The following is a 19,305-nucleotide window of genomic DNA, read 5'->3' as shown; positions in this document are numbered from 1 at the left end:
GCGCCCTCACACAGCCATCCGTATCGCGCTGCCGCGCCGGCTGGCCCGGCCCGCCCCGTTCCGGAGCGGCCCGCGGCTGGCCGAGGCGTTGGTCACCCGGTCCCAGCAGGTGAGCCTCCGCCGGCACGGCCCGGCACACAGCCGCCGCCGCGATCCGCCCGCCCCCGTCCACGACGAGGCCGTCCCGATCGAGGAGCGGGCGGGATGACGGCAGTGGCCGCGTCCGGCGCCGGGGAGAGCGCCGGGCGCGGCCACCCGGTTGCCGGAGCCGTCAGGCGGTCTCGGTGATGGGCCGGTCGACCCAGCTCATCATGGCGCGCAGCTTCTGCCCGGTCTCCTCGATCGGGTGCGCCGCGCCCTCGGCCCGCCACTTGGCGAAGTTCGGCCGGCCGGCCTCGTCCTCGGCGACCCACTCGCGGGCGAACTCGCCGGACTGGATCTCGCCGAGGATCTTGCGCATCTCCTCCTTGACCCGGGAGTCGATGACCCGGGGGCCGCGGGAGAGGTCGCCGTACTCGGCGGTGTCCGAGATGCTGTAGCGCATCCGGGCGATGCCGCCCTCGTACATCAGGTCGACGATGAGCTTCAGCTCGTGCAGGCACTCGAAGTAGGCCACCTCGGGGGCGTACCCGGCCTCGGTGAGCACCTCGAAGCCGGTCTGCACCAGCGCCGCGGCACCGCCGCAGAGCACCGCCTGCTCGCCGAACAGGTCGGTCTCGGTCTCCTCGGTGAAGGTGGTCTTGATCGCGCCGGCCCGGGTGCCGCCGATCGCCTTCGCGTAGGCCAGGGCCAGGCCGAAGGCGGTGCCGCTGGCGTCCTGCTCGACGGCGACCAGGCAGGGCACACCCTTGCCGTCGACGTACTGGCGGCGGACCAGGTGACCCGGGCCCTTCGGCGCGACCATCGCCACGTCCACGTCGGCCGGCGGCTTGATCAGGCCGTACCGGATGTTGAAGCCGTGGCCGAAGAAGAGCGCCTTGCCGGGGGCGAGGTTGGGCGCGATCGCCTCGGCGTACAGGCCGCGCTGGGCGGTGTCCGGCGCCAGGATCATGATCACGTCGGCCTCGGCCGCCGCCTCGGCCGGCGTGAGCACCCGCAGGCCCTGCTCCTCGGCCTTCGGCCGGCTCTTCGAACCGGCGGGCAGGCCGATCACCACGTCGACGCCGGAGTCGCGCAGCGACAGCGCGTGGGCGTGGCCCTGGCTGCCGTACCCGATCACGGCGACCTTGCGGCCCTGGATCAGACCCAGGTCGGCGTCGTCGTCGTAGTACACCTCAACGCTCATTTACTTCCCTTTCGTACGGCGGTGCCCGGCGGCCCGTCGTGGACTTGTGCGGTGGTTCCAGCGGCGCGCGGCGCCGGCACGGTCGGGTCTCAGGCGGCGCGCAGCGCCGGGCCGGCGGTGATGGAGCGCGAGCCGCGCCCGATCGCCACCGTGCCGGACTGCACCATCTCCTTGATGCCGAAGGGTTCGAGGTCGCGCAGCAGCGCGTCGAGCTTGTCCGGGGTGCCGGTGGCCTCGATGGTCAACGTGTCCGGGGCGACGTCGACCACCCGCGCCCGGAACAGGTTCACCGTCTCCAGCACCTGGCCACGGGCGTTGCGGTCCGCGCGGACCTTGACCAGCAGCAGCTCCCGGGCCACCGAGACCTGCGGGTCCAGCTCAACGATCTTGAGTACGTTGACCAGCTTGTTGAGCTGCTTGGTCACCTGCTCCAGCGGAGACGACTCGGCGTTGACCACGATGGTGATCCGGGAGACGTCCGGGTTCTCGGTCTCCCCCACGGCGAGGCTGTCGATGTTGAAGCCGCGCCGGGAGAACAGCCCGGAGACCCGGGCCAGGACACCCGGCTTGTTCTCCACGAGCACGGACAGCGTGTGCATGGTCATGCCACGACCTCGCTCCGCTCGGTCGCGTCATGACGCGACATGGGGCTGAGTTCGATGATTCGCTCGCTGCGCTCGCTCATTTACAGTTCGTCCTCGTCGAAGGCGGGGCGGACGCCCCGGGCGAACATGATCTCGTCGTTGCTGGTGCCGGCGGCGACCATCGGCCAGACCATGGCGTCCTTGCCGACCACGAAGTCGATGACCACCGGGGCGTCGTTGATCGCCATGGCCGCCTCGATGACCTTGTCCACGTCGGCGGCGCTCTCGCAGCGCAGGCCGACGCAGCCCAACGCCTCGGCGAGCTTGACGAAATCCGGGATGCGGTGCTTGTGGGTGCCCAGCTCGGTGTTGGAGTAACGCTCCCCGTAGAACAGGGTCTGCCACTGCCGGACCATGCCCAGGTTGCCGTTGTTGATCACGGCGACCTTGATCGGGATGCCCTCGAGCGCGCAGGTGGCCAGCTCCTGATTGGTCATCTGGAAGCAGCCGTCGCCGTCCACCGCCCAGACCGTGGTGTCCGGCTTGCCGACCTTGGCGCCCATCGCCGCCGGGACGGCGTATCCCATGGTGCCGAGGCCCCCGGAGTTGAGCCAGGTGTACGGCTTCTCGTACGAGATGAACTGGCTGGCCCACATCTGATGCTGGCCGACGCCCGCCACGTAGACGGTGTCCGGGCCGGCGATCTCGCCCAGCCGCTTGATCACGTACTGCGGCGACAGGGTGCCGTCGGCCGGCTCCTCGTATCCGAGCGGGTACCGCTGGCGCAGGTCGTCGAGCTGGTTCCACCAGTCGCCGAGGTCGGCCGCCGGTCGGGCCGCCTGCTCGGTGGTGACGGCGGCGATCAGCTCGTCGATCACGTGCCGGGCGTCGCCGACGATCGGCACGTCCGCGTGCCGGTTCTTGCCGATCTCGGCCGGGTCGATGTCGGCGTGCACCACGGCGGCGTCCGGCGCGAAGGAGTCGAGGCGACCGGTGACCCGGTCGTCGAAGCGGGCCCCGAGCGCCACGATCAGGTCGGCCTTCTGCAGGCCGTAGACCGCGGCGACGGTGCCGTGCATGCCGGGCATGCCCAGGTGCTGCCGGTGCGAGTCGGGGAACGCGCCGAGCGCCATCAGGGTGGTGACCACCGGGATGCCGGTCAGCTCGGCCAGCCGGCGCAGCCCCTCGGTGGCGCCGGCCTTGAGCACGCCGCCGCCGACGTAGAGCACCGGGCGGCGGGCGGTGGTCATCAGCCGGGCCGCCTCGCGGATCTGCTTGCCGTGCGGGTGCAGGGTCGGTCGGTAGCCGGGCAGGTCGAGGGTGGGCGGCCAGGCGAAGGTGGTCTGCGCCTGGAGGACGTCCTTGGGGATGTCCACCAGGACCGGGCCCGGCCGGCCGGTCGCGGCCAGGTGGAACGCCTCGGCCAGCACCTGCGGGATCTCGTCGGCGGTCTGCACCAGGAAGTTGTGCTTGGTGATCGGCAGGGTGATGCCCTGGATGTCCGCTTCCTGGAAGGCGTCCGTGCCGATCGCCGGACGCGCGACCTGGCCGGTGATCGCCACCATGGGCACCGAGTCCATGTACGCGTCGGCGATCGGGGTGACCAGGTTGGTCGCGCCCGGGCCGGAGGTGGCCATGCAGACCCCGACCTTGCCGGTCGCCTGGGCGTACCCGGTGGCGGCGTGGCCGGCGCCCTGCTCGTGGCGGACCAGGATGTGCCGGACGGCGGAGTCGTAGAGCGGGTCGTACGCCGGCAGGATCGCGCCGCCCGGAATGCCGAAGACGACGTCGACGCCGAGGGCCTCAAGTGACCGCACCAGCGATCCGGCGCCGGAGACCTGCGCCGAGGCGGGCTGCCGTACGGCCGCGGTGGACCCGTTGCGGGGGGTGGTGGCGTGGTCGGCGGCAGCGGCCGGCTCGGTGGCCGGGCGGGCTCGCCGGACGGAGTGGGCGAGGGTCTCGGGCGTGGGTCTCGTCATGGCGGTTCAAGCCTTCGGCTGGAGTGGGTGATGCGTTTCTCAGGGTGGAACGCGGGCGTCCCGGCGATGGTCCGACGGCAACAAAAACGGCCCACGTGCAGATGCACGGGGCCAGCGCACTCTCGCTCAGGGAGAGTGCGCTCAGGTAAGTACTCGCAGCGACCGGTTCGACGACATGTGGCTAAGCCTGACGCATCTCACGCGATGAGTCAACTGATCCCACATTTTGGTTAACGGACCTCGGCGTGTCGGCACCCGACGCGCCCCCGACAGCCGGTGCGACCTGCGCAGATCCCTCGTTCGGGGGACGCGGGACGGGCACCGACGCCGGTGGATCTGACCGGAGCCGGGGCAGCAGCGGGGAGGCCGGGCGGACCGGCGCGGGCGGCGGGGCCGGCGGCACCGAGGTGGGCCGGGCGCCGGGCGAGGTGGCCGCCTCCAGCATCGCCTCCAGGTGCTCGGCCGGCACCCCCCAGCCGAAGAGCGCGCCCTGCCCGAACCGGCAGCCGGCGGCCACCACCGCAGCCAGCTCCGTGGGGGTGGTCACACCCTCGGCGATCACCTCCAGGCCGAGCTGGTGCCCGAGGCGCATGACGATGTCCACCATCGGGGCGAACGCCGGGCCGTCCCGGCCGACCGGACGGACCGGCTCGTGCTCGGCGACCAGACTGTGGTCGATCTTGAGGATGTCGATCGGGAGCCGGCGCAGCTGCCCCAGCGAGGAGTAGCCGGCGCCGAAATCGTCCAGCGCGATCCGCACGCCGGTGCGCCGCAGCGCGGCCAGCCGGCGGATCAGCTCGTCCAGGTCGGTGGCGACCGCGTGCTCGGTGACCTCCAGCACCAGCCGCTGCGGCGGTACGTGGTGGGCGCGCAGCGCGTCGGCGACCTGGACCACGTACTCCGGGGCGTGCAGCTCCCGGGGCGAGACGTTGACCGAGACCCAGACGTCGTGCCCGTCGGCCAGCCAGCGGGAGAGCTGGTAGCAGGCCTGGTGCAGCACCCAGGCGCCCAGCTTCGAGATCATCCCGCACTCCTCGGCCAGCGGGATGAACTCGTCCGGCCGGACGTTACCCAGTTCGGGGTGGTGCCAGCGGAGCAGCGCCTCGGCGCCGACCGGCCGGACCGACGGCAGCGAGGCCACCGGCTGGAACGCCAGGCGCAGCTCGTCGCGCTCGATCGCGCCGCGCAGCTCGTGCTCGAGCATGGTGCGCCGGCGCAGCAGTTGGTCGTACGTGGCGTCGTAGCGCTCGACCCGGTTCTTGCCCCGCTGCTTGGCGTAGCGCAGCGCCAGGTCGGCGTTGCGCAGCAGCAACTCGACGTCGGTCTCCCCGCTGCTGCGGGCCACCCCGATGCTGACCGAGAGGAAGACCGGCCCGTCCGCCTCCTCGTACGGGCGGCCGAGCACCCCGAGCAGCCGCTCGGCGACCGGCCCGGCGTCGCTCGCGCCGTGCATCAGCACCGCGAACTCGTCGCCGCCGAGCCGGGCGGCCAGATCGCCCGGGCGCAGATTGCCGCGCAGCCGCCGGCCGACCTCGGCCAACACCGCGTCGCCGACGTCGTGCCCACGCATGTCATTGACGTTCTTGAAGCCGTCCAGGTCCAGCCCGAGCAGGACGCAGGGGACCCGGGCCTCGGCGCAGCGGTGCAGCGCCCGCAGCAGGCCACGCCGGTTGGCCAGGCCGGTGAGCGGGTCGGTGTGCGCCAGCTCACGGAAGTGGGCCTCCCGCTCGGCCAGCCGGTCGGCGTAGTTACGTACGTCGTTGAGGGCGAGATATTGCCGGGCCACCAGGGCGAAGCCCTCGACGCTGCCGGCGACGATGCCCATCGCGTCGAACCCGCCGCCCTGGACCAGGTGGTACATCGCCGACGCGGCCATCGCGAACATCGGCACGAAGGCGTACTCGCCGTCGCGGCGGATCAGGTCGACGTTCACCTGCCCGGGCAGGTCGACCCGGTGCACGGCCAGGGCGATGGCCAGCAGGCCCGCGGCCAGCACCGCGGCGCCGGCGTGCACCATCACCGGACCGCCCTGACAGAGCCCGGCGGAGACACCCAGCCCGCCGCCGGTCATCCCGGTCAGCCCGGCCCCCAGCAACGCGAGCCGGCCGCGCGGCGGCGCGGCCCGCAGCACCACGATCAGGGTCAGCCCGGCGGTGACCGCCGCGCTCACCGTGGCCAGCCCGATGGGTACGCAGGCGATCGGAGTGGCCGCGCCGAGCAGCCGGGTCGGCGGGCTGAACAGGACCCAGCCGACGAACCAGAGCGCGCTAGCCATGATCAGGCCGTCGAGCAGCAGCCGGGCGGCCGCCGTCCGGGTCGCCGCGGCGCCGGGCAGCCGGAGCAGCGCGACGCCGAGGGTGAGCGCGCTGAGCGTGCTGCCCACCGACACCAGGGTCGCCCAACCGGTCCGCTGCCCCTGCTCGTGGGCCCAGTGCGGCGTGGCGACCAGCGCGGCGGCCACCCCGACGAGGAGGGTGAGCAGGGCGATGCCGGCGGCCGCGGCGAGCAGCAGGTGGGCCTGCCGGTGGGGCCCGACCCGGCGGCGGGCCGACCCGGCGAGCAGCGCGGTACCGGCGGCGGCGGCGAGCCCGCTCAGCACCGCGACGGTGACCATCCCCGGGGACGACTGCACGACCTCAACTGTGCCGGATGTGAGCACCCCGTGGGGTGCCGGGTGTGCATCTGTTGGGACACGGCGCGCGCGGCCGCCGGGTGCTGCGGCGGCGGTGTCAGACTGGTAGTCATGCCTGAGCTGCGGTCGAGGACCTCCACCCACGGTCGGACGATGGCCGGCGCCCGGGCCCTGTGGCGGGCCACCGGGATGACCGACGACGACTTCGGCAAGCCGATCGTCGCCATCGCCAACAGTTTCACCCAGTTCGTCCCCGGTCACGTACACCTCAAGGACCTCGGCGGCCTGGTCGCCGACGCGGTGGCGGAGGCCGGCGGGGTGGGCCGGGAGTTCAACACCATCGCCGTGGACGACGGCATCGCCATGGGCCACGGCGGCATGCTCTACTCGCTGCCCAGCCGGGAGCTGATCGCCGACGCGGTGGAGTACATGGTCAACGCGCACTGCGCGGACGTCCTGGTCTGCATCTCCAACTGCGACAAGATCACGCCGGGCATGCTGCTGGCCGCGCTGCGGCTCAACATCCCGACCGTCTTCGTCTCCGGCGGGCCGATGGAGGCCGGCAAGACGGTGGCGATCGAGGGCGTGGTCCACTCCAAGATCGACCTGATCGACGCGATGATCGCCGCGTCGAACGAGTCGGTCACCGAGGACCAGCTCGGCCAGATCGAGCGCTCGGCCTGCCCGACCTGCGGCTCCTGCTCCGGCATGTTCACCGCCAACTCGATGAACTGCCTCACCGAGGCGATCGGCCTGGCGCTGCCCGGCAACGGGTCGACCCTGGCCACCCACGCCGCGCGCCGGTCGCTGTTCGTCGAGGCCGGCCGCACCGCGGTGGCGATCGCCAAGCGCTGGTACGACCAGGACGACGCCTCGGTGCTGCCCCGGTCGATCGCCAGCCGGGCGGCCTTCGAGAACGCCGTCGCGCTCGACGTGGCCATGGGCGGCTCGACCAACACGGTGCTGCACCTGCTCGCCGCCGCCCGGGAGGCGGAGCTGGACTTCGGGGTGGCCGACATCGACGCCATCTCCCGCCGGGTGCCCTGCCTGGCCAAGGTCGCGCCGAACTCGCCGCAGTACCACATGGAGGACGTGCACCGGGCCGGCGGCATCCCCGCCATCCTCGGCGAGCTCGACCGGGCCGGCCTGCTGCACCGGGACGTGCACGCGGTGCACTCCCCCAGCCTGCAGCAGTGGCTGGCCGACTGGGACGTGCGGGGCGGCTCGGCCACCCCCGAGGCGGTCGAGCTGTTCCACGCCGCCCCCGGCGGGGTGCGCACCACCGAACCGTTCTCCACCACCAACCGCTGGTCGTCGCTGGACACCGACGCGGCCGGCGGGTGCGTGCGGGACCGGGAGCACGCGTACAGCGCCGACGGCGGGCTGGCCATCCTGCACGGCAACCTGGCGCCGGACGGCTGCGTGGTGAAGACCGCCGGGGTGCCCGAGGAGTGCCTGACGTTCCGCGGGCCGGCCAAGGTCTATGAATCGCAGGACGACGCGGTGTCGGCGATCCTGGCCAAGGAGGTCGTCGCCGGGGACGTGGTGGTGATCCGGTACGAGGGCCCGAAGGGCGGGCCGGGCATGCAGGAGATGCTCTACCCGACCTCGTTCCTCAAGGGCCGCGGGCTGGGCCGCTCCTGCGCGCTGCTCACCGACGGCCGGTTCTCCGGCGGCACCTCCGGACTGTCCATCGGCCACGTCTCCCCGGAGGCCGCCTCGGGCGGCCTGATCGCGCTGGTACGGGAGGGCGACGAGATCGTCATCGACATCCCGGCCCGGTCGATCCACCTCAACGTGCCCGAGGAGGTGCTCCAGGCCCGCCGGGTCGCCGAGGAGAAGCGGGACCGGCCATACACCCCGGCCGACCGGCAGCGGCCGGTGTCCGCGGCGCTGCGCGCGTACGCCTCGATGGCCACCTCGGCCAGCGACGGCGCCTACCGCCGGGTGCCGGAGTAGCAGGAGGGTCCCCGGTCAACGCCTGCGGCATGGCAGGGGCCCCTTCCGAACGCCATTCCCGATAGGGTCGCACGTCGTGAAAGCGACCATGAGCTACGCGCGACGGATCCGGCCCGTGATCGACCGGGTGTACGTGGGTGCCCGCTGGGCGGCCCGGGCCCGGATGGAGGCGTTCTACGCGGAGCGGGGCGCGGACCTCGGCGCGGAGAACAGCTTCTACTCCGGCGTGCTGGCTCGGCCCATGCCGGCCGATGCGCTCGCTGACGGACTCGCCTACACCGACGGCGACATGAGCCGCGAGCTGGCCCAGGGCGTGCTGAAGGTGGACGCCGAGGGCACCTGGCACCTGACCGAGCTGGGCCGGGAGCTGGCGCTGTACGCGCAGCGGGCGACCGCCGAGGCCGCCGAGGAGCTGTGGTCCGCCGGGCCACCGATGCTGCCCGGCCTGGCCTCGGTGCCCCGGCTCGCCGAGCTGGTCGGCCGGGTGCTGGCGCACGGGCTGGCCACCGGCGGGCCGGCGTTCCGCGCCATGACCCCGCCGTACGAGCCGGACGACGCCTCGCCGGCGCTGCTGCTCACCACCCGGCTCGGCTCGCTGCGCCACCACCGGGCCGACGCGCACCGGGCGGCGTGGCGGGCCGCCGGGCTGACCGCCGAGCAGATCAAGGCGCTGCCCGACGGGCCGGAACGCGCGGCGATCGAGGCCGACACCGACCGCCGGGACGCGCCCGCGTACGCGGTGCTCACCGAGGACGAGCGGGGTGAGCTGCTCGCTGGGCTGGGCGCGCTACCGAGCTGAGGGCGCGGGCCCGAGGGCGACCGTGCGGGCGTACCGGATGGCGGCTGGGGTGTCCGGGAAGACCAGGCCCGCGCGGCGCAGCTCGTCGGCCACGCCCAGGGCGTCCAGCACCTGGTCGTGACCGGGGGTGATGCCGGAGAGCAGCACCACGATCCCGCGCGCCCGGAGCCGGTCGATGGCGTCGCCCAGCACCTGCGCACCGGTGGCGTCCATGGTGGACACCCGGGACATCCGCAGGATGACCACCCGCACGTCGGCGACGTCGGACAGTTCGAGCAGGAAGGTGTGCGCGGCGGCGAAGAAGAGCGGCCCGTCCAGCCGGTAGGCCACGATGTGCTCGGCCAGCAGGGCGTGTTCCTCGGCGCTGTGCTCGCCCTGGTCGAGCGGGACCTGCTCCAGCCGGGCGCTGCGGGCCACCGCACGCAGGGCGAGCACGACCGCCACGGCGAGGCCGACCGCCACCGCGGTGACCAGGTCCCAGATCACCGTGACGGCGAAGGTGAGCACGAGCACCACCGCGTCGCCACGGGTGGCCCGGGCGATCGCCCGGAGCGAGCCGGCCTCCACCATCCGGACGGTGGTGGCCAGCAGCACCCCGGCCAGGGCGGCCAGCGGGATGCGACCGACCAGCGGGGCGGCGGCCAGCACGATCGCCGCGAGGGCGACCGCATGGGCCAGCGCCGCCAGCTTGGAGCCCGCACCGGCGCGGACGTTCACCGCCGTCCGGGCGATGGCGGCGGTGGCCGGGATGCCGCTGAACAGCGGCGACGCCAGATTGGCCAGGCCCTGCCCGAAGAGCTCCCGGTCCGGGTCGTGCCGCTGGCCGACGGTCATCCCGTCCGCGACGGTGGCCGAGAGCAGGCTCTCCAGCGCGGCGAGCGCGGCGACCGCGAGCGCGCTGGGCAGCAGCACCCCGATCGCGCCGAGGTCGAGGAAGCCCAGCGAGGGGGCGGGCAGGTGCTGCGGCAGGGCGCCGATCCGGATCAGGTCGACCGGGGCGAACTCGGCGAGGGCCGTCGCCGCACCGACCCCGAGCAGCGAGAACGGTAGTCCGGGCCGCCACCGCGAGCCGAGCAGCATGAGCGCCGCGACGCTGAGGGCCACGGCCACGGCCGCTGGACGGGGGTGTGTGACGAACCGGGCGACGGCGTCCGCGGCCACCGCCCAGACCTTGTCGCCGTGGGCGTCGGTGATCCCGAGTGCGGCGGGCACCTGCTGGAGCGCGATGACCACGGCGATGCCGGCGGTGAAGCCCTCGATCACCGGGGCCGGCAGGTAGCGGACGTACCGGCCGAGCCGGGCGAGGGCGAGGGCGATCAGCACCAGCCCGGCCAGCGCGCCGACCATGAGCACCCCGCCGGCGCCGAAGCGCTGCACCACCGGCACCAGCACGACGGTCATCGCCCCGGTGGGGCCGGAGACCTGGAGGTTGGACCCGCCGAACACGGCGGCCACCGCCCCGGCGACCACTGCGGTGACCAGCCCAGCCTGCGCGCCCAGGCCGGAGGTGACACCGAACGCGAGGGCCAGCGGCAGCGCCACCACGGCGACGGTCAGCCCGGCGAGCAGGTCGCGGCGGGGTGAGCGGCGTACGGCCGCCCAGTCGGCCCGGCCGGGCAGCAGCCTGAGCAGGCGTGCCGCGACCTGGCGGCCGGCCCGCCGTACGCCGTGCTTGCGACTGGCGTCTGCGGCGGCCGGGGTGGTGTCCCGGCCCAGTGCTGCCGCGTTCACCGGTCGGTCCCGGAGGCGCGCAGTTCGTCGAGGAGGGCGTCCCGGTCGGTGAGGACCGCGCCGAGGATCCGCCGACCCGCAGCCAGCAGGTCGGCCACGTCGGGAGTGCTGAGGGAATAGATGACCAGCGGCCCGTCCCGGTAGGAGGTGACCATGCCGGCCCGGCGCAGCACGGCGAGCTGCTGGGAGAGGTTGGACGCCTCGACGTCGATGGCGGCGAGCAGGTCACGGACCGGCTTCGGCCCGTCCTGGAGCAGTTCGAGCACCCGGATGCGGACCGGGTGCCCGAGGGTGCGGAACAGCTCCGCCTTCGCCTGATACAGCGGCACCGACACGGCAACCCCTCCCAAAGCCCATGAAGACTTTAGCACTTGCAGAAACCTTCAAGTCGAGGTCGCAATCTCGGGCAGGGCCCGCACGACGGCGGCCAGCCCTTTCCCTTCACATGTCGTTGACGCAACGCAGCACCGGTCGGGTGGTCAGCGCGGCCGGGTCGAGCGGCACGTCCGCGCGCACGGTGAACGCCGCCGAAGCGCCCGGCAGCAGGGTGACGAGAGCCTGGTCGACCTCCGCCGACGGGTGCAGCCGGTCCGGGAAGAGCGTCAGGTCGCGCAGCACCGTCCGGGCGCTCACCTGCACCAGCTGACCGCCGTCGACCGGCTCGACCGTCGCGTCCAGCTCCGCCGCCGGCCACTCGATCTCGCGGTCCTCGGCGAAGAACCAGATCGCCCGCTCCGCCGAGTCCCAGGGCTCGGCGACGAGCAGCTCTCGCCGAGCCTCGTCCGGCCGCGCCAGCTCCGCCGGCAGCGCCACCACGGTCGAGGAGTACGCGGGAACATCGAGCTCCACCGCGGTCGTCGCCCTCGACTCCCACCCCAGGGTGAGCCGGGTGACCATGGCCGGCACCTGCCACGCCTCGCCGGTCTCGTTCACCGCCACCAGGGCCAGCCCCCCCGTCCCGCGGCTGCACGGTGAGCAGCCGGTCGGCGTACGCCCGGCGCAGCGCGTACCAGAGGGGCTTGCGGCGGCCGTCGCCGTCGACCGCCGACCACGAGGTGACCGGCCAGCAGTCGTTGAACTGCCAGACGACGGTGCCCATACACACCGGCCGGTGGGACCGGAAGTGCTCCACCCCGAGCTGGACGGCCCGGGCCTGGTTGAGCTGGGTGAGGTAGTGCCAGTCGTCGAAGTCGGCGGGCACCGGCAGGTGGGCGTCCAGCCCGCGCCGCAGCTTCAGGTCCCCGTCAATCGCCTTCTGGTGGTGGACCATGCCGGGTGAGTCGGGCGCCAGCGGGTTGTCGGAGAGAGCCCGGCGCAGGGTCGCGTACGCCGGGGGCCCCTGGTAGCCGAACTCGGCGACGAACCGCGGCACGTACTCCCGGTACTTCCGGTAGTCGTCGGTGTTCCACACATCCCAGATGTGCGTGGTCCCGTACGCCGGGTCGTTCGGGTGCACGTCCTCCCGGCCCGACCACGGGCTGCCCGGCCAGTACGGCCGGGTCGGATCCAGCTCGCCGACGATCCGGGGCAGCAGCACCAGGTAGTAGCCGCGCCCCCAGGTCCGCCCGGCGAGCGGTTCCTGCCAGTCCCAGTCGTGCCAGCCCCAGATGTTCTCGTTGTTGCCGGTCCAGAGCACCAGCGACGGGTGGGCGGCCAGCCGGGTCACCTGCTCCCGCGCCTCGGCCTCGACCTCGGAGCGGAACGGCTCCTCCTCCGGGTACGCGGCGCAGGCGAAGAGGAAGTCCTGCTGCACAAGCAGGCCAAGTTCGTCGGCGAGTTCGTAGAAGTCCGCCGACTCGTACCGGCCACCGCCCCAGACCCGCAGCAGGTTGACGTTCGCCCCGACCGCCTGGGCGAGGCGTTCGGCCAGCCGCTCCCGCGTGACGCGGTTGGGAAGGGCGTCGTCGGGGATCCAGTTGACTCCCCGGACGAAGACCGGCATCTCGTTGACGTGCAGGGTGAACGCGGAGCCGTGCGCGTCGGGGGCGGTGTCCAGGCGTATCGAACGGAAGCCGATCCGGCGGGACCAGCCGTCCAGCGCCCGGCCGTCCGCGGCGCGCAGGGTCACCTCGAGGTCGTAGCGCGCCTGCTCGCCGTACCCCACCGGCCACCATCGCTCGGGGTTGCGGACGGTGAGGGCCATCACGGCGCTGCACTCCCCCACCGGGACGGTGACCTCGGTGGCGCTGCCACCCACGGTGGCCTGCACGGTGACCGGCGCGTTCGCCACCCGCTCCACCTCGACGTGCAGCTCCACCCGGCCGGTGTCGCCGTCAACCGTGGCCAGCGGGCGGACGGTGGCCAGCCGGGCGACCGACCAGGCGTGCAACCCGATCTCCTGCCAGATGCCGGCGGTCACCAGCGTGGGACCCCAGTCCCAGCCGAAGTTGCAGGCCGTCTTGCGGATGAAGTGGAACGGCTCCGAGTAGGCGTTCGGCCGGTCACCGAGCCGGTCCCGGTGCGCCTCCGCGTAGCGGTACGGCGAGTCGAAGCGGACGGTCAGCGTGTTCGAACCGCCCCGCAGCAGCGGCCCGACGGCGAACCGGTAGCTGCGGTGCTGGTTCTCGGTGCGGCCGACCTCGCTGCCGTTGAGGGTCACCGTGGCGACCGTGTCCAAGCCGGCGCAGACCAGGTCCACCCGCTCGTCGTCGCCCGGCCACCAGTCGAAGGTGGTCTCGTAGACCCAGTCGGTACGCCCGATCCAGCCCAGCCGGGTCTCGTTGTCGTCCAGGAACGGGTCGGGGATGAGGCCGGCGGCCAGCAGGTCGGTGTGCACGCAGCCGGGTACGGTGGCCGGCACCGCCACCTCGGCGACCTCCGGCGGCACCTGCGGGCCGGGCGCGGCCCGCAGCACCCAACCCTCGTGCAGCGCTCGACGGCTCACGGCTTCACCGCGCCTTCCATGATTCCTCGGACGATCTGGCAGCCACCGATGAACAGCATCACCAGCCGGGCGAACGGTGGCAATGCACGCGCCTGCTGCTGGACGGTGCAGCGGCCGACCATCGCCGGCCGGGTCATCGCGGGGTGGAGGGGAACTCCTCGAACCACGCCTCCACCCGCTCGGCGGTGGCCGGGCGGGCGAGGGCGAAACCCTGGCCGTAGCGGCAACCGGCGCGGCGGGCCCCGGCCACCTGCGCCTCGGACTCCAGTCCTTCGACCACCACCTCCAGGCCCAGCCGGTCGCCCAGGTTGGCCACCACCTCGATCAGCGGGCGCTGCCCCTCGGTGGCCGGACCGACCAGGTGCGGGCCGACCTTGAGCAGGTCGATCGGCAGCCGACGGAGCTGGGCGAGGGAGGCGTGCTCGGCCCGGAAGTCGTCCAGCGCGGTCCGCACCCCGAGGGAGCGCAGGCCGGCGAGCCGGGCCACCACGGTGGACAGTTCCGCCCCGACCGCGGGTTCGGCCACCTCCACCACGAGGCGTTCCGGCGGCACGTCGTACGCGGCCAGCGCGGTCGCGGTGCGGGTGACGAAGTCCGGCGCGGCAAGCTCCCGGGGCGTGACGTTGACGGCCATCCACAGCTCCCGGCCCCCGTCGGACCAGGCGGCGAGCTGCCGGCAGGCTCGGTCGAGCACCCACCGCCCCACCTCGCCGACCAGGTCGAGATCCGCCGCGACGGGCAGCAGTTCGTCCGGCAGCACCGTGCCCAGCACCGGGCTGCGCCAGCGCAGCAGCGCCTCGGTGCCCACCGGGTGCCGGTCGGCCAGGGCCAGCACCGGCTGGAAGACCAGATCCAGCTCGCCCCGGGCGACCGCGCCGGGCAGCTCCCGTTCCAGGTCCAGCCGGCGGACCAGCTGCTCCTCGAGGTAGGCGTCGTACCACTCGACCCGGTCGCGGCCGAGCTGCACCGCGCGGCGCCGGGCCAGGTCGGCCTGGCGCAGCACGTCCTCCGCGTCGCCGCCGGTGGTCTCGGCCAGCCCGACGCTGACCTGGAGCCGGATCGCCCCGGCGGGCCGTGGGTAAGGTGCGGCCAGCGCGGCCAGCAGCCGGGTGCCCAACGCGTACGCGAGCACCGGCCCGACGTCGGTCAGCACGGCGAACTCGTGATCGGCGAGGCGGGCCACCAGGTCGGCGCTGCCGCAGCCGGCCCGGATCCGGCCGGCGACCTCGACCAGCACCGGCGCCTCCACGGCCCGGCCGTCCGGCGCGTGCAGGTCGATGACCAGCAGCGCGCCACCCGTCCGCCGGGCCAGCCCGCGTAGCAGCCCGGGCCGGTCGACCGGGGCCACGGCGGCCGCCGGGCCGGCCGGCGGGTCGTCGCCGACCAGGTCGCGCAGTCGCGCCTCGCGGGCGGCCAGCCGGGCGACGCGCCGTCGCTGGTCGGCGGCGGCGAGCAGTTCCCGGAGCACCATCGGCGGGATGACCGCCAGCCCCAGGGCGATCGCGGTGCCGGTGAACTCGCCCACCGTCCACAAATGATGACCGGCCGCGAGCGCCGCGATGCCGGCCGGCGCGGTCAGCCCTGGCCAGGCGACCGGGAACCCGCCGGGTCGGGGTCGCTCCCCGGTGGCGCTGCGCCGGGCGCCGCCGGCGGTGAGCAGCGCGCCGACCAGCAGCAGGGGCGCGACGCCCAGGACGGCGCGGTCCGGCGCGCGGTAGGCGAGCAGCACCACGAGGAGGGCCAGCCCGGCGAGGGTGGCCGCCGCACCGGCTTGGCAGCGCGCCGCGCCCGGGCGGCGACGCCGGTCCGCCAGCGCGGCCACCAGCAGCACCGCCAGCCCGGTCGCGCCGGCGACGCTCGCGGTACGCGCCACCGACGGCACCTCGCCGGGCGGCAGCAGCACCCAGCCCGCGAAGACCAGGCTGACGCCGAGCCCGAGGACGTCGACGACCCGCCGGAGCCGCTCGGCCCCGGTGAGCCGGGAGCGGCCGGGGAGCCGGAGCAGGGCCACGGCGTACAGCGGGGCGGTGACCGCGAGGCCGGCCAACGCGACCGGCAGCCGGTGCGCCGGGTCGGTCAGCGGCAGCACGGCGATGGTCAGCCCGGCGGCCAGCACCGCGGCGTCGAGGATGGTGGCGACCCGACGGGTCAGCGCGGCACGCCGGGCCTGCCGACCGGTCCGCGCCCCGGCGGGGCGGGCCGGGTCGCGCACCGGCGGGTTCGGCCCGTGCTGGCCGGCCGGGACCAGATCGCCTTCGGCGCGGCGGGTCGGGTCGTCGGCTCCCGGTAGGCCCGGTCCGGCGGGGCAGGTCGGGTCGGGGGCCGGCGGCAGGCCCGGCCCAGCCGGTGTGGGCGGGGCGCTGGCCAGCCAGGCGAGCCGCACGCAGGCCAGTGCGCAGCCACCCGCCACGGCGAGCGCCACGCCGGACAGGGCCGGGACGAGGCCGGCGGCCCCGGCGAGGACGAACAGCGTGCCGGCGAGCGCCACGACGAGGTCGGCGAGCGGTGGCCGGCGATGATCATCGGCGGGGTGGGTGACGGGCACGGCGGACGCCTTCGTGAGGGGGACACGGGGCGGGAGCGACTGCGGACGGGCGGGGTCAACGGTGGGCGGCGGCGACGGGCATGACCAAGGCCGGGCGGGAACCGGCACGGCCACGCCGAGAAACGATCCCGGACAGGGCTGGTTACGCCATGCCGCCCGTGATGCCGCTCACATCTATGCCACCCGCCACCGGCCTCCCGCCCGGCCGGCACCCGCCCGGCCAGGGGTGCGATCATCGGAGGGTGAGCCGCGCCGACACCATCCGTTTCCGCCACAACCAGGCGATCCTGGTCGCCGCGATCGTCGCGTTCCTCGGCGCGCTACCCCTGGCCACCGCCCGCTGGTGGCTGCTCTGGGTCCTGCTGATCCCGCTGGCGGTCGCGCTCTGGGCCTGGCGGGGCGGCACCGACGCGGACCCCCGCGAGCTGCGGCTGCGGGCACTCGCCGGGCAGCGGCGGATCCCCTGGGCGCGGGTCGCCGAGCTGACCGCCGACGCGCGGGGCCGGGCGGTCGTCCGGCTCGACGACGGCGAGCTGCTGGTGCTCCCCGCGGTACGCGCCGCCGACCTGCCCCGGCTGATCTCCGCGACCGGGCACGAGCTGTCCGACACCGCCGGCTGAGCCCGACCCCGGCGGGAACGGCCGGGACGGGCTGAGCCGGCCCGGTCAGTAGCCGTCCACCACCCGGTTCACCAGCGGCTCCCCGGCCACGAACCGGCGCACCTGCTCGCCCACCAGCCGGTACGCACGCGGCAGCAGGCCGCGGACCGAGCCGGCGACGTGCGGGGTGAGCAGGACGTTCGGCAGCTCCCACAGCGGATGGTCGGCGGGCAGCGGCTCGGGATCGGTGACGTCCAGCGCGGCCCGCAGCCGGCCAGAGGCCAGCTCGGCGACCAGCGCCGGCGTCCGGGCCACCGGGCCGCGGGCGGCGTTGACCAGCAGCGCGCCGTCCGACATCGCGGCGAGGAACTTCTCGTCGACCAGTCCCCGGGTCTGCTCGGTCAGCGGCACCAGCAGGACCACCACGTCCGCCTCGGGCAGCAGGGTGGGCAACTCGTCCACCCCGTGCACCCCCTCGGCGGGGCGCGCGGTCCGGGCGACCAGGGTGAAGGTCACCTCGAACGGGGCCAGCCGGGCCTGCACCGCGGCCCCGATCGACCCCGCCCCGACGATCAGCACCCGCTTGCCGGCCAGCTCGTCGGTCGGGGCCACCGCGTCATACGCCCACTCCCGGCGGGCCTGCGCCCGGGCCAGCGGGCCGAAGCCGCGCAGCACCGACAGGATGGCGGTGACCACCCACTCGGCGGTGCTGGTGTCGTGCACGCCGCGGGCGTCGCAGAGCGTCACCCCGGCGGGGATCTGCCCCACCCAGGCGTCCGCCCCGGCGGACAGGAGCTGCACCACCGCCAGGTCGGGAAGGTCGGCCAGGAGCGGGGCGGCGGCCGGACCGGCGGAGAGGAACGGCGGCACCCAGAACCGCACGCCGGCCGGGGAGGACGGGAGCCGGGCGGGGTCCTCCAGCAGCTCCACGGTGACGCCCGGAGGCAGCTCACCGAGGAGGGCGGGACCGGCCCGGTGCGGGATCCAAACCTTCACGATCGCCGACGATAGTCGCCGACGGGCGCGGCCCTGCTCGCGGTGGCCGTCCGCGCGGCCTCAGCCCGGCTACCCTGGGTCGGGTGAGCGCGCCTCCCCCGTACCCCCGCACCGGTCGCCGTCGGGCGGCGCTGGCGGCGTCCTGCGCGGCGCTGCTGCTGGGCACCGCCGGCTGCGCCTTCGGCGAGCCGGATCCCGACCCGGCCGGCCAGCCGCCCAACCTGCCGACACCGTCGGCGACCGCCAGCCCGGGCGGCGCCGGCCAGCAGGTGGTCACGACGGTGCTGGCCAAGGGCCTGGCGGTGCCGTGGGCGATCGCGTTCCTGCCCGACGGTGGCGCCCTGGTGACCGAGCGGGACAGCGGCCGGATCCTCCAGGTCGGCCCGGAGTCCGGGCCGGAGGGGATGAACGTCACCGTGGTGCAGAGCGTGCCGGACGTCGCGCCCGGCGGCGAGGGCGGGCTGCTCGGCATCGCCGTCTCCCCGTCGTACGCGAAGGACCGCACGGTATTCGTCTACTACACCGCCGCGCAGGACAACCGGATCGCGAAGCTGGAGCTCGGCGGGCGGCCCACCCCGATCCTCACCGGCATCCCCAAGGCCGGCAACCACAACGGCGGCGGCCTCGGCTTCGGCCCCGACGGCTACCTCTACGTCAGCACGGGCGACGCCGGGAACACGGCCAACGCGCAGGACCCGAAGAGCCTCGGCGGCAAGATCCTGCGGATCACGCCCGACGGCAAGCCGGCTCCGGGTAACCCCACCGCCGGCTCCCCGGTGTGGTCGCTCGGGCACCGCAACGTCCAGGGCTTCGCCTTCACGCCGGACAAGCGGATGTACGCCGTCGAGTTCGGCCAGAACACCTGGGACGAGATCAACCAGATCAACAAGGGCGGCAACTACGGCTGGCCGCAGGTGGAGGGGCGCGGCGACGACAAGCGCTACGTCAACCCGGTCGTGCAGTGGCGGACCGGCGAGGCCTCCTGCTCCGGGCTGGCCGCGGCGGAGCGCCTGCTGGTCACCGCGTGCCTGCGCGGGCAGCGGCTCTGGCTGGTCGAGCTGGCCCCGGCCGGGACCGTCCTCGGCCAGCCCCGCGAGCTGCTGACCGGCAAGTACGGCCGGCTCCGGGCCGCCGCGGTCGCCCCGGACGGCTCGGTCTGGGTGACCACCTCCAACCGGGACGGCCGGGGCAAGCCGGTCCCGGAGGACGACCGGATACTGCGGCTGGTCTTCGCCGACGGCGGGGCCGGACGCAGCTGACCGGTCACGCCGGCCGGCACCGACCGACAGGTGAGAATGTCCGGGCATGGCCC

The 19,305-nt window shown here is 74.3% G+C and carries 13 protein-coding genes and 1 pseudogene; 4 read left to right on the top strand and 10 right to left on the bottom strand.

The window, feature by feature from the left end:
• Positions 1 to 271 precede the first annotated feature (271 nt).
• The 4 genes from ilvC to ACGF4F_RS06425 form a co-directional block, all read right to left on the bottom strand.
• Complete coding sequence (ilvC, locus tag ACGF4F_RS06440) at positions 272 to 1,285, bottom strand: ketol-acid reductoisomerase (protein ID WP_357433840.1); 1,014 nt, start codon at positions 1,283 to 1,285, stop codon at positions 272 to 274.
• A gap of 89 nt (positions 1,286 to 1,374) precedes the next feature.
• Entirely contained in the window at positions 1,375 to 1,890 is a 516-nt protein-coding gene (gene ilvN, locus ACGF4F_RS06435) for an acetolactate synthase small subunit (protein ID WP_073832451.1), read from the bottom strand.
• Between the two features lie 80 nt (positions 1,891 to 1,970).
• Positions 1,971 to 3,848 (bottom strand): acetolactate synthase large subunit, encoded by a 1,878-nt coding sequence (locus ACGF4F_RS06430; RefSeq protein ID WP_393075482.1) that lies wholly within the window; start codon positions 3,846 to 3,848, stop codon positions 1,971 to 1,973.
• 181 nt (positions 3,849 to 4,029) lie between these two features.
• The gene (locus tag ACGF4F_RS06425; protein ID WP_357433844.1) at positions 4,030 to 6,480 is read right to left on the bottom strand and encodes a bifunctional diguanylate cyclase/phosphodiesterase; all 2,451 of its coding nucleotides are present in this window, start codon (positions 6,478 to 6,480) and stop codon (positions 4,030 to 4,032) included.
• Between the two features lie 111 nt (positions 6,481 to 6,591).
• Between ACGF4F_RS06425 and ilvD the strand changes: the two genes are divergently transcribed.
• Together ilvD and ACGF4F_RS06415 are read left to right on the top strand one after the other, a co-directional pair.
• Complete coding sequence (gene ilvD, locus ACGF4F_RS06420; protein ID WP_357433846.1) at positions 6,592 to 8,439, top strand: dihydroxy-acid dehydratase; 1,848 nt, start codon at positions 6,592 to 6,594, stop codon at positions 8,437 to 8,439.
• Between the two features lie 76 nt (positions 8,440 to 8,515).
• The gene (locus tag ACGF4F_RS06415; protein ID WP_357433848.1) at positions 8,516 to 9,238 is read left to right on the top strand and encodes a hypothetical protein; all 723 of its coding nucleotides are present in this window, start codon (positions 8,516 to 8,518) and stop codon (positions 9,236 to 9,238) included.
• Here ACGF4F_RS06415 and ACGF4F_RS06410 read toward each other — a convergent pair.
• The 5 genes and pseudogenes from ACGF4F_RS06410 to ACGF4F_RS06390 all read right to left on the bottom strand — a co-directional run bounded on the left by ACGF4F_RS06410 (position 9,227) and on the right by ACGF4F_RS06390 (position 16,398).
• Positions 9,227 to 10,870, bottom strand: a complete 1,644-nt coding sequence (locus tag ACGF4F_RS06410) for a SulP family inorganic anion transporter (protein ID WP_357434299.1) — start codon at positions 10,868 to 10,870, stop codon at positions 9,227 to 9,229. The genes ACGF4F_RS06415 and ACGF4F_RS06410 overlap by 12 nt on opposite strands.
• 95 nt (positions 10,871 to 10,965) lie before the next feature.
• Positions 10,966 to 11,304, bottom strand: a complete 339-nt coding sequence (locus ACGF4F_RS06405; RefSeq protein WP_357433850.1) for a metalloregulator ArsR/SmtB family transcription factor — start codon at positions 11,302 to 11,304, stop codon at positions 10,966 to 10,968.
• Positions 11,305 to 11,410: 106 nt separating this feature from the next.
• A pseudogene (locus ACGF4F_RS06400) lies at positions 11,411 to 13,853 on the bottom strand (glycoside hydrolase family 2 protein).
• Positions 13,850 to 13,990 carry a hypothetical protein gene (locus tag ACGF4F_RS06395; RefSeq protein ID WP_357433854.1) on the bottom strand — a complete coding sequence of 47 codons (141 nt, stop codon included), beginning with the start codon at positions 13,988 to 13,990 and terminating at the stop codon, positions 13,850 to 13,852. Before ACGF4F_RS06395 ends, ACGF4F_RS06400 begins: the two are co-directional and overlap by 4 nt.
• Complete coding sequence (locus tag ACGF4F_RS06390; protein WP_357433856.1) at positions 13,987 to 16,398, bottom strand: GGDEF domain-containing phosphodiesterase; 2,412 nt, start codon at positions 16,396 to 16,398, stop codon at positions 13,987 to 13,989. Before ACGF4F_RS06390 ends, ACGF4F_RS06395 begins: the two co-directional genes overlap by 4 nt.
• A 242-nt stretch (positions 16,399 to 16,640) precedes the next feature.
• Between ACGF4F_RS06390 and ACGF4F_RS06385 the strand changes: the two genes are divergently transcribed.
• The gene (locus ACGF4F_RS06385) at positions 16,641 to 17,018 is read left to right on the top strand and encodes a PH domain-containing protein (protein WP_357433858.1); all 378 of its coding nucleotides are present in this window, start codon (positions 16,641 to 16,643) and stop codon (positions 17,016 to 17,018) included.
• Positions 17,019 to 17,063: 45 nt separating this feature from the next.
• On the opposite strand, the gene ACGF4F_RS06380 is transcribed toward ACGF4F_RS06385, so the two are convergent.
• A complete protein-coding gene (locus ACGF4F_RS06380) occupies positions 17,064 to 17,993 on the bottom strand; it encodes a 2-hydroxyacid dehydrogenase (RefSeq protein ID WP_357433860.1) in 930 nt (309 codons plus the stop codon).
• A gap of 83 nt (positions 17,994 to 18,076) precedes the next feature.
• On the opposite strand from ACGF4F_RS06380, the gene ACGF4F_RS06375 reads away from it, so the two are divergent.
• A complete protein-coding gene (locus tag ACGF4F_RS06375; protein ID WP_357433862.1) occupies positions 18,077 to 19,252 on the top strand; it encodes a PQQ-dependent sugar dehydrogenase in 1,176 nt (391 codons plus the stop codon).
• Positions 19,253 to 19,305: the final 53 nt, after the last annotated feature.

Source organism: Micromonospora sp. NPDC047740, from assembly GCF_043204735.1.
GTDB lineage: Bacteria > Actinomycetota > Actinomycetes > Mycobacteriales > Micromonosporaceae > Micromonospora.
This window is presented reverse-complemented; position numbering and strand designations above follow the sequence as displayed.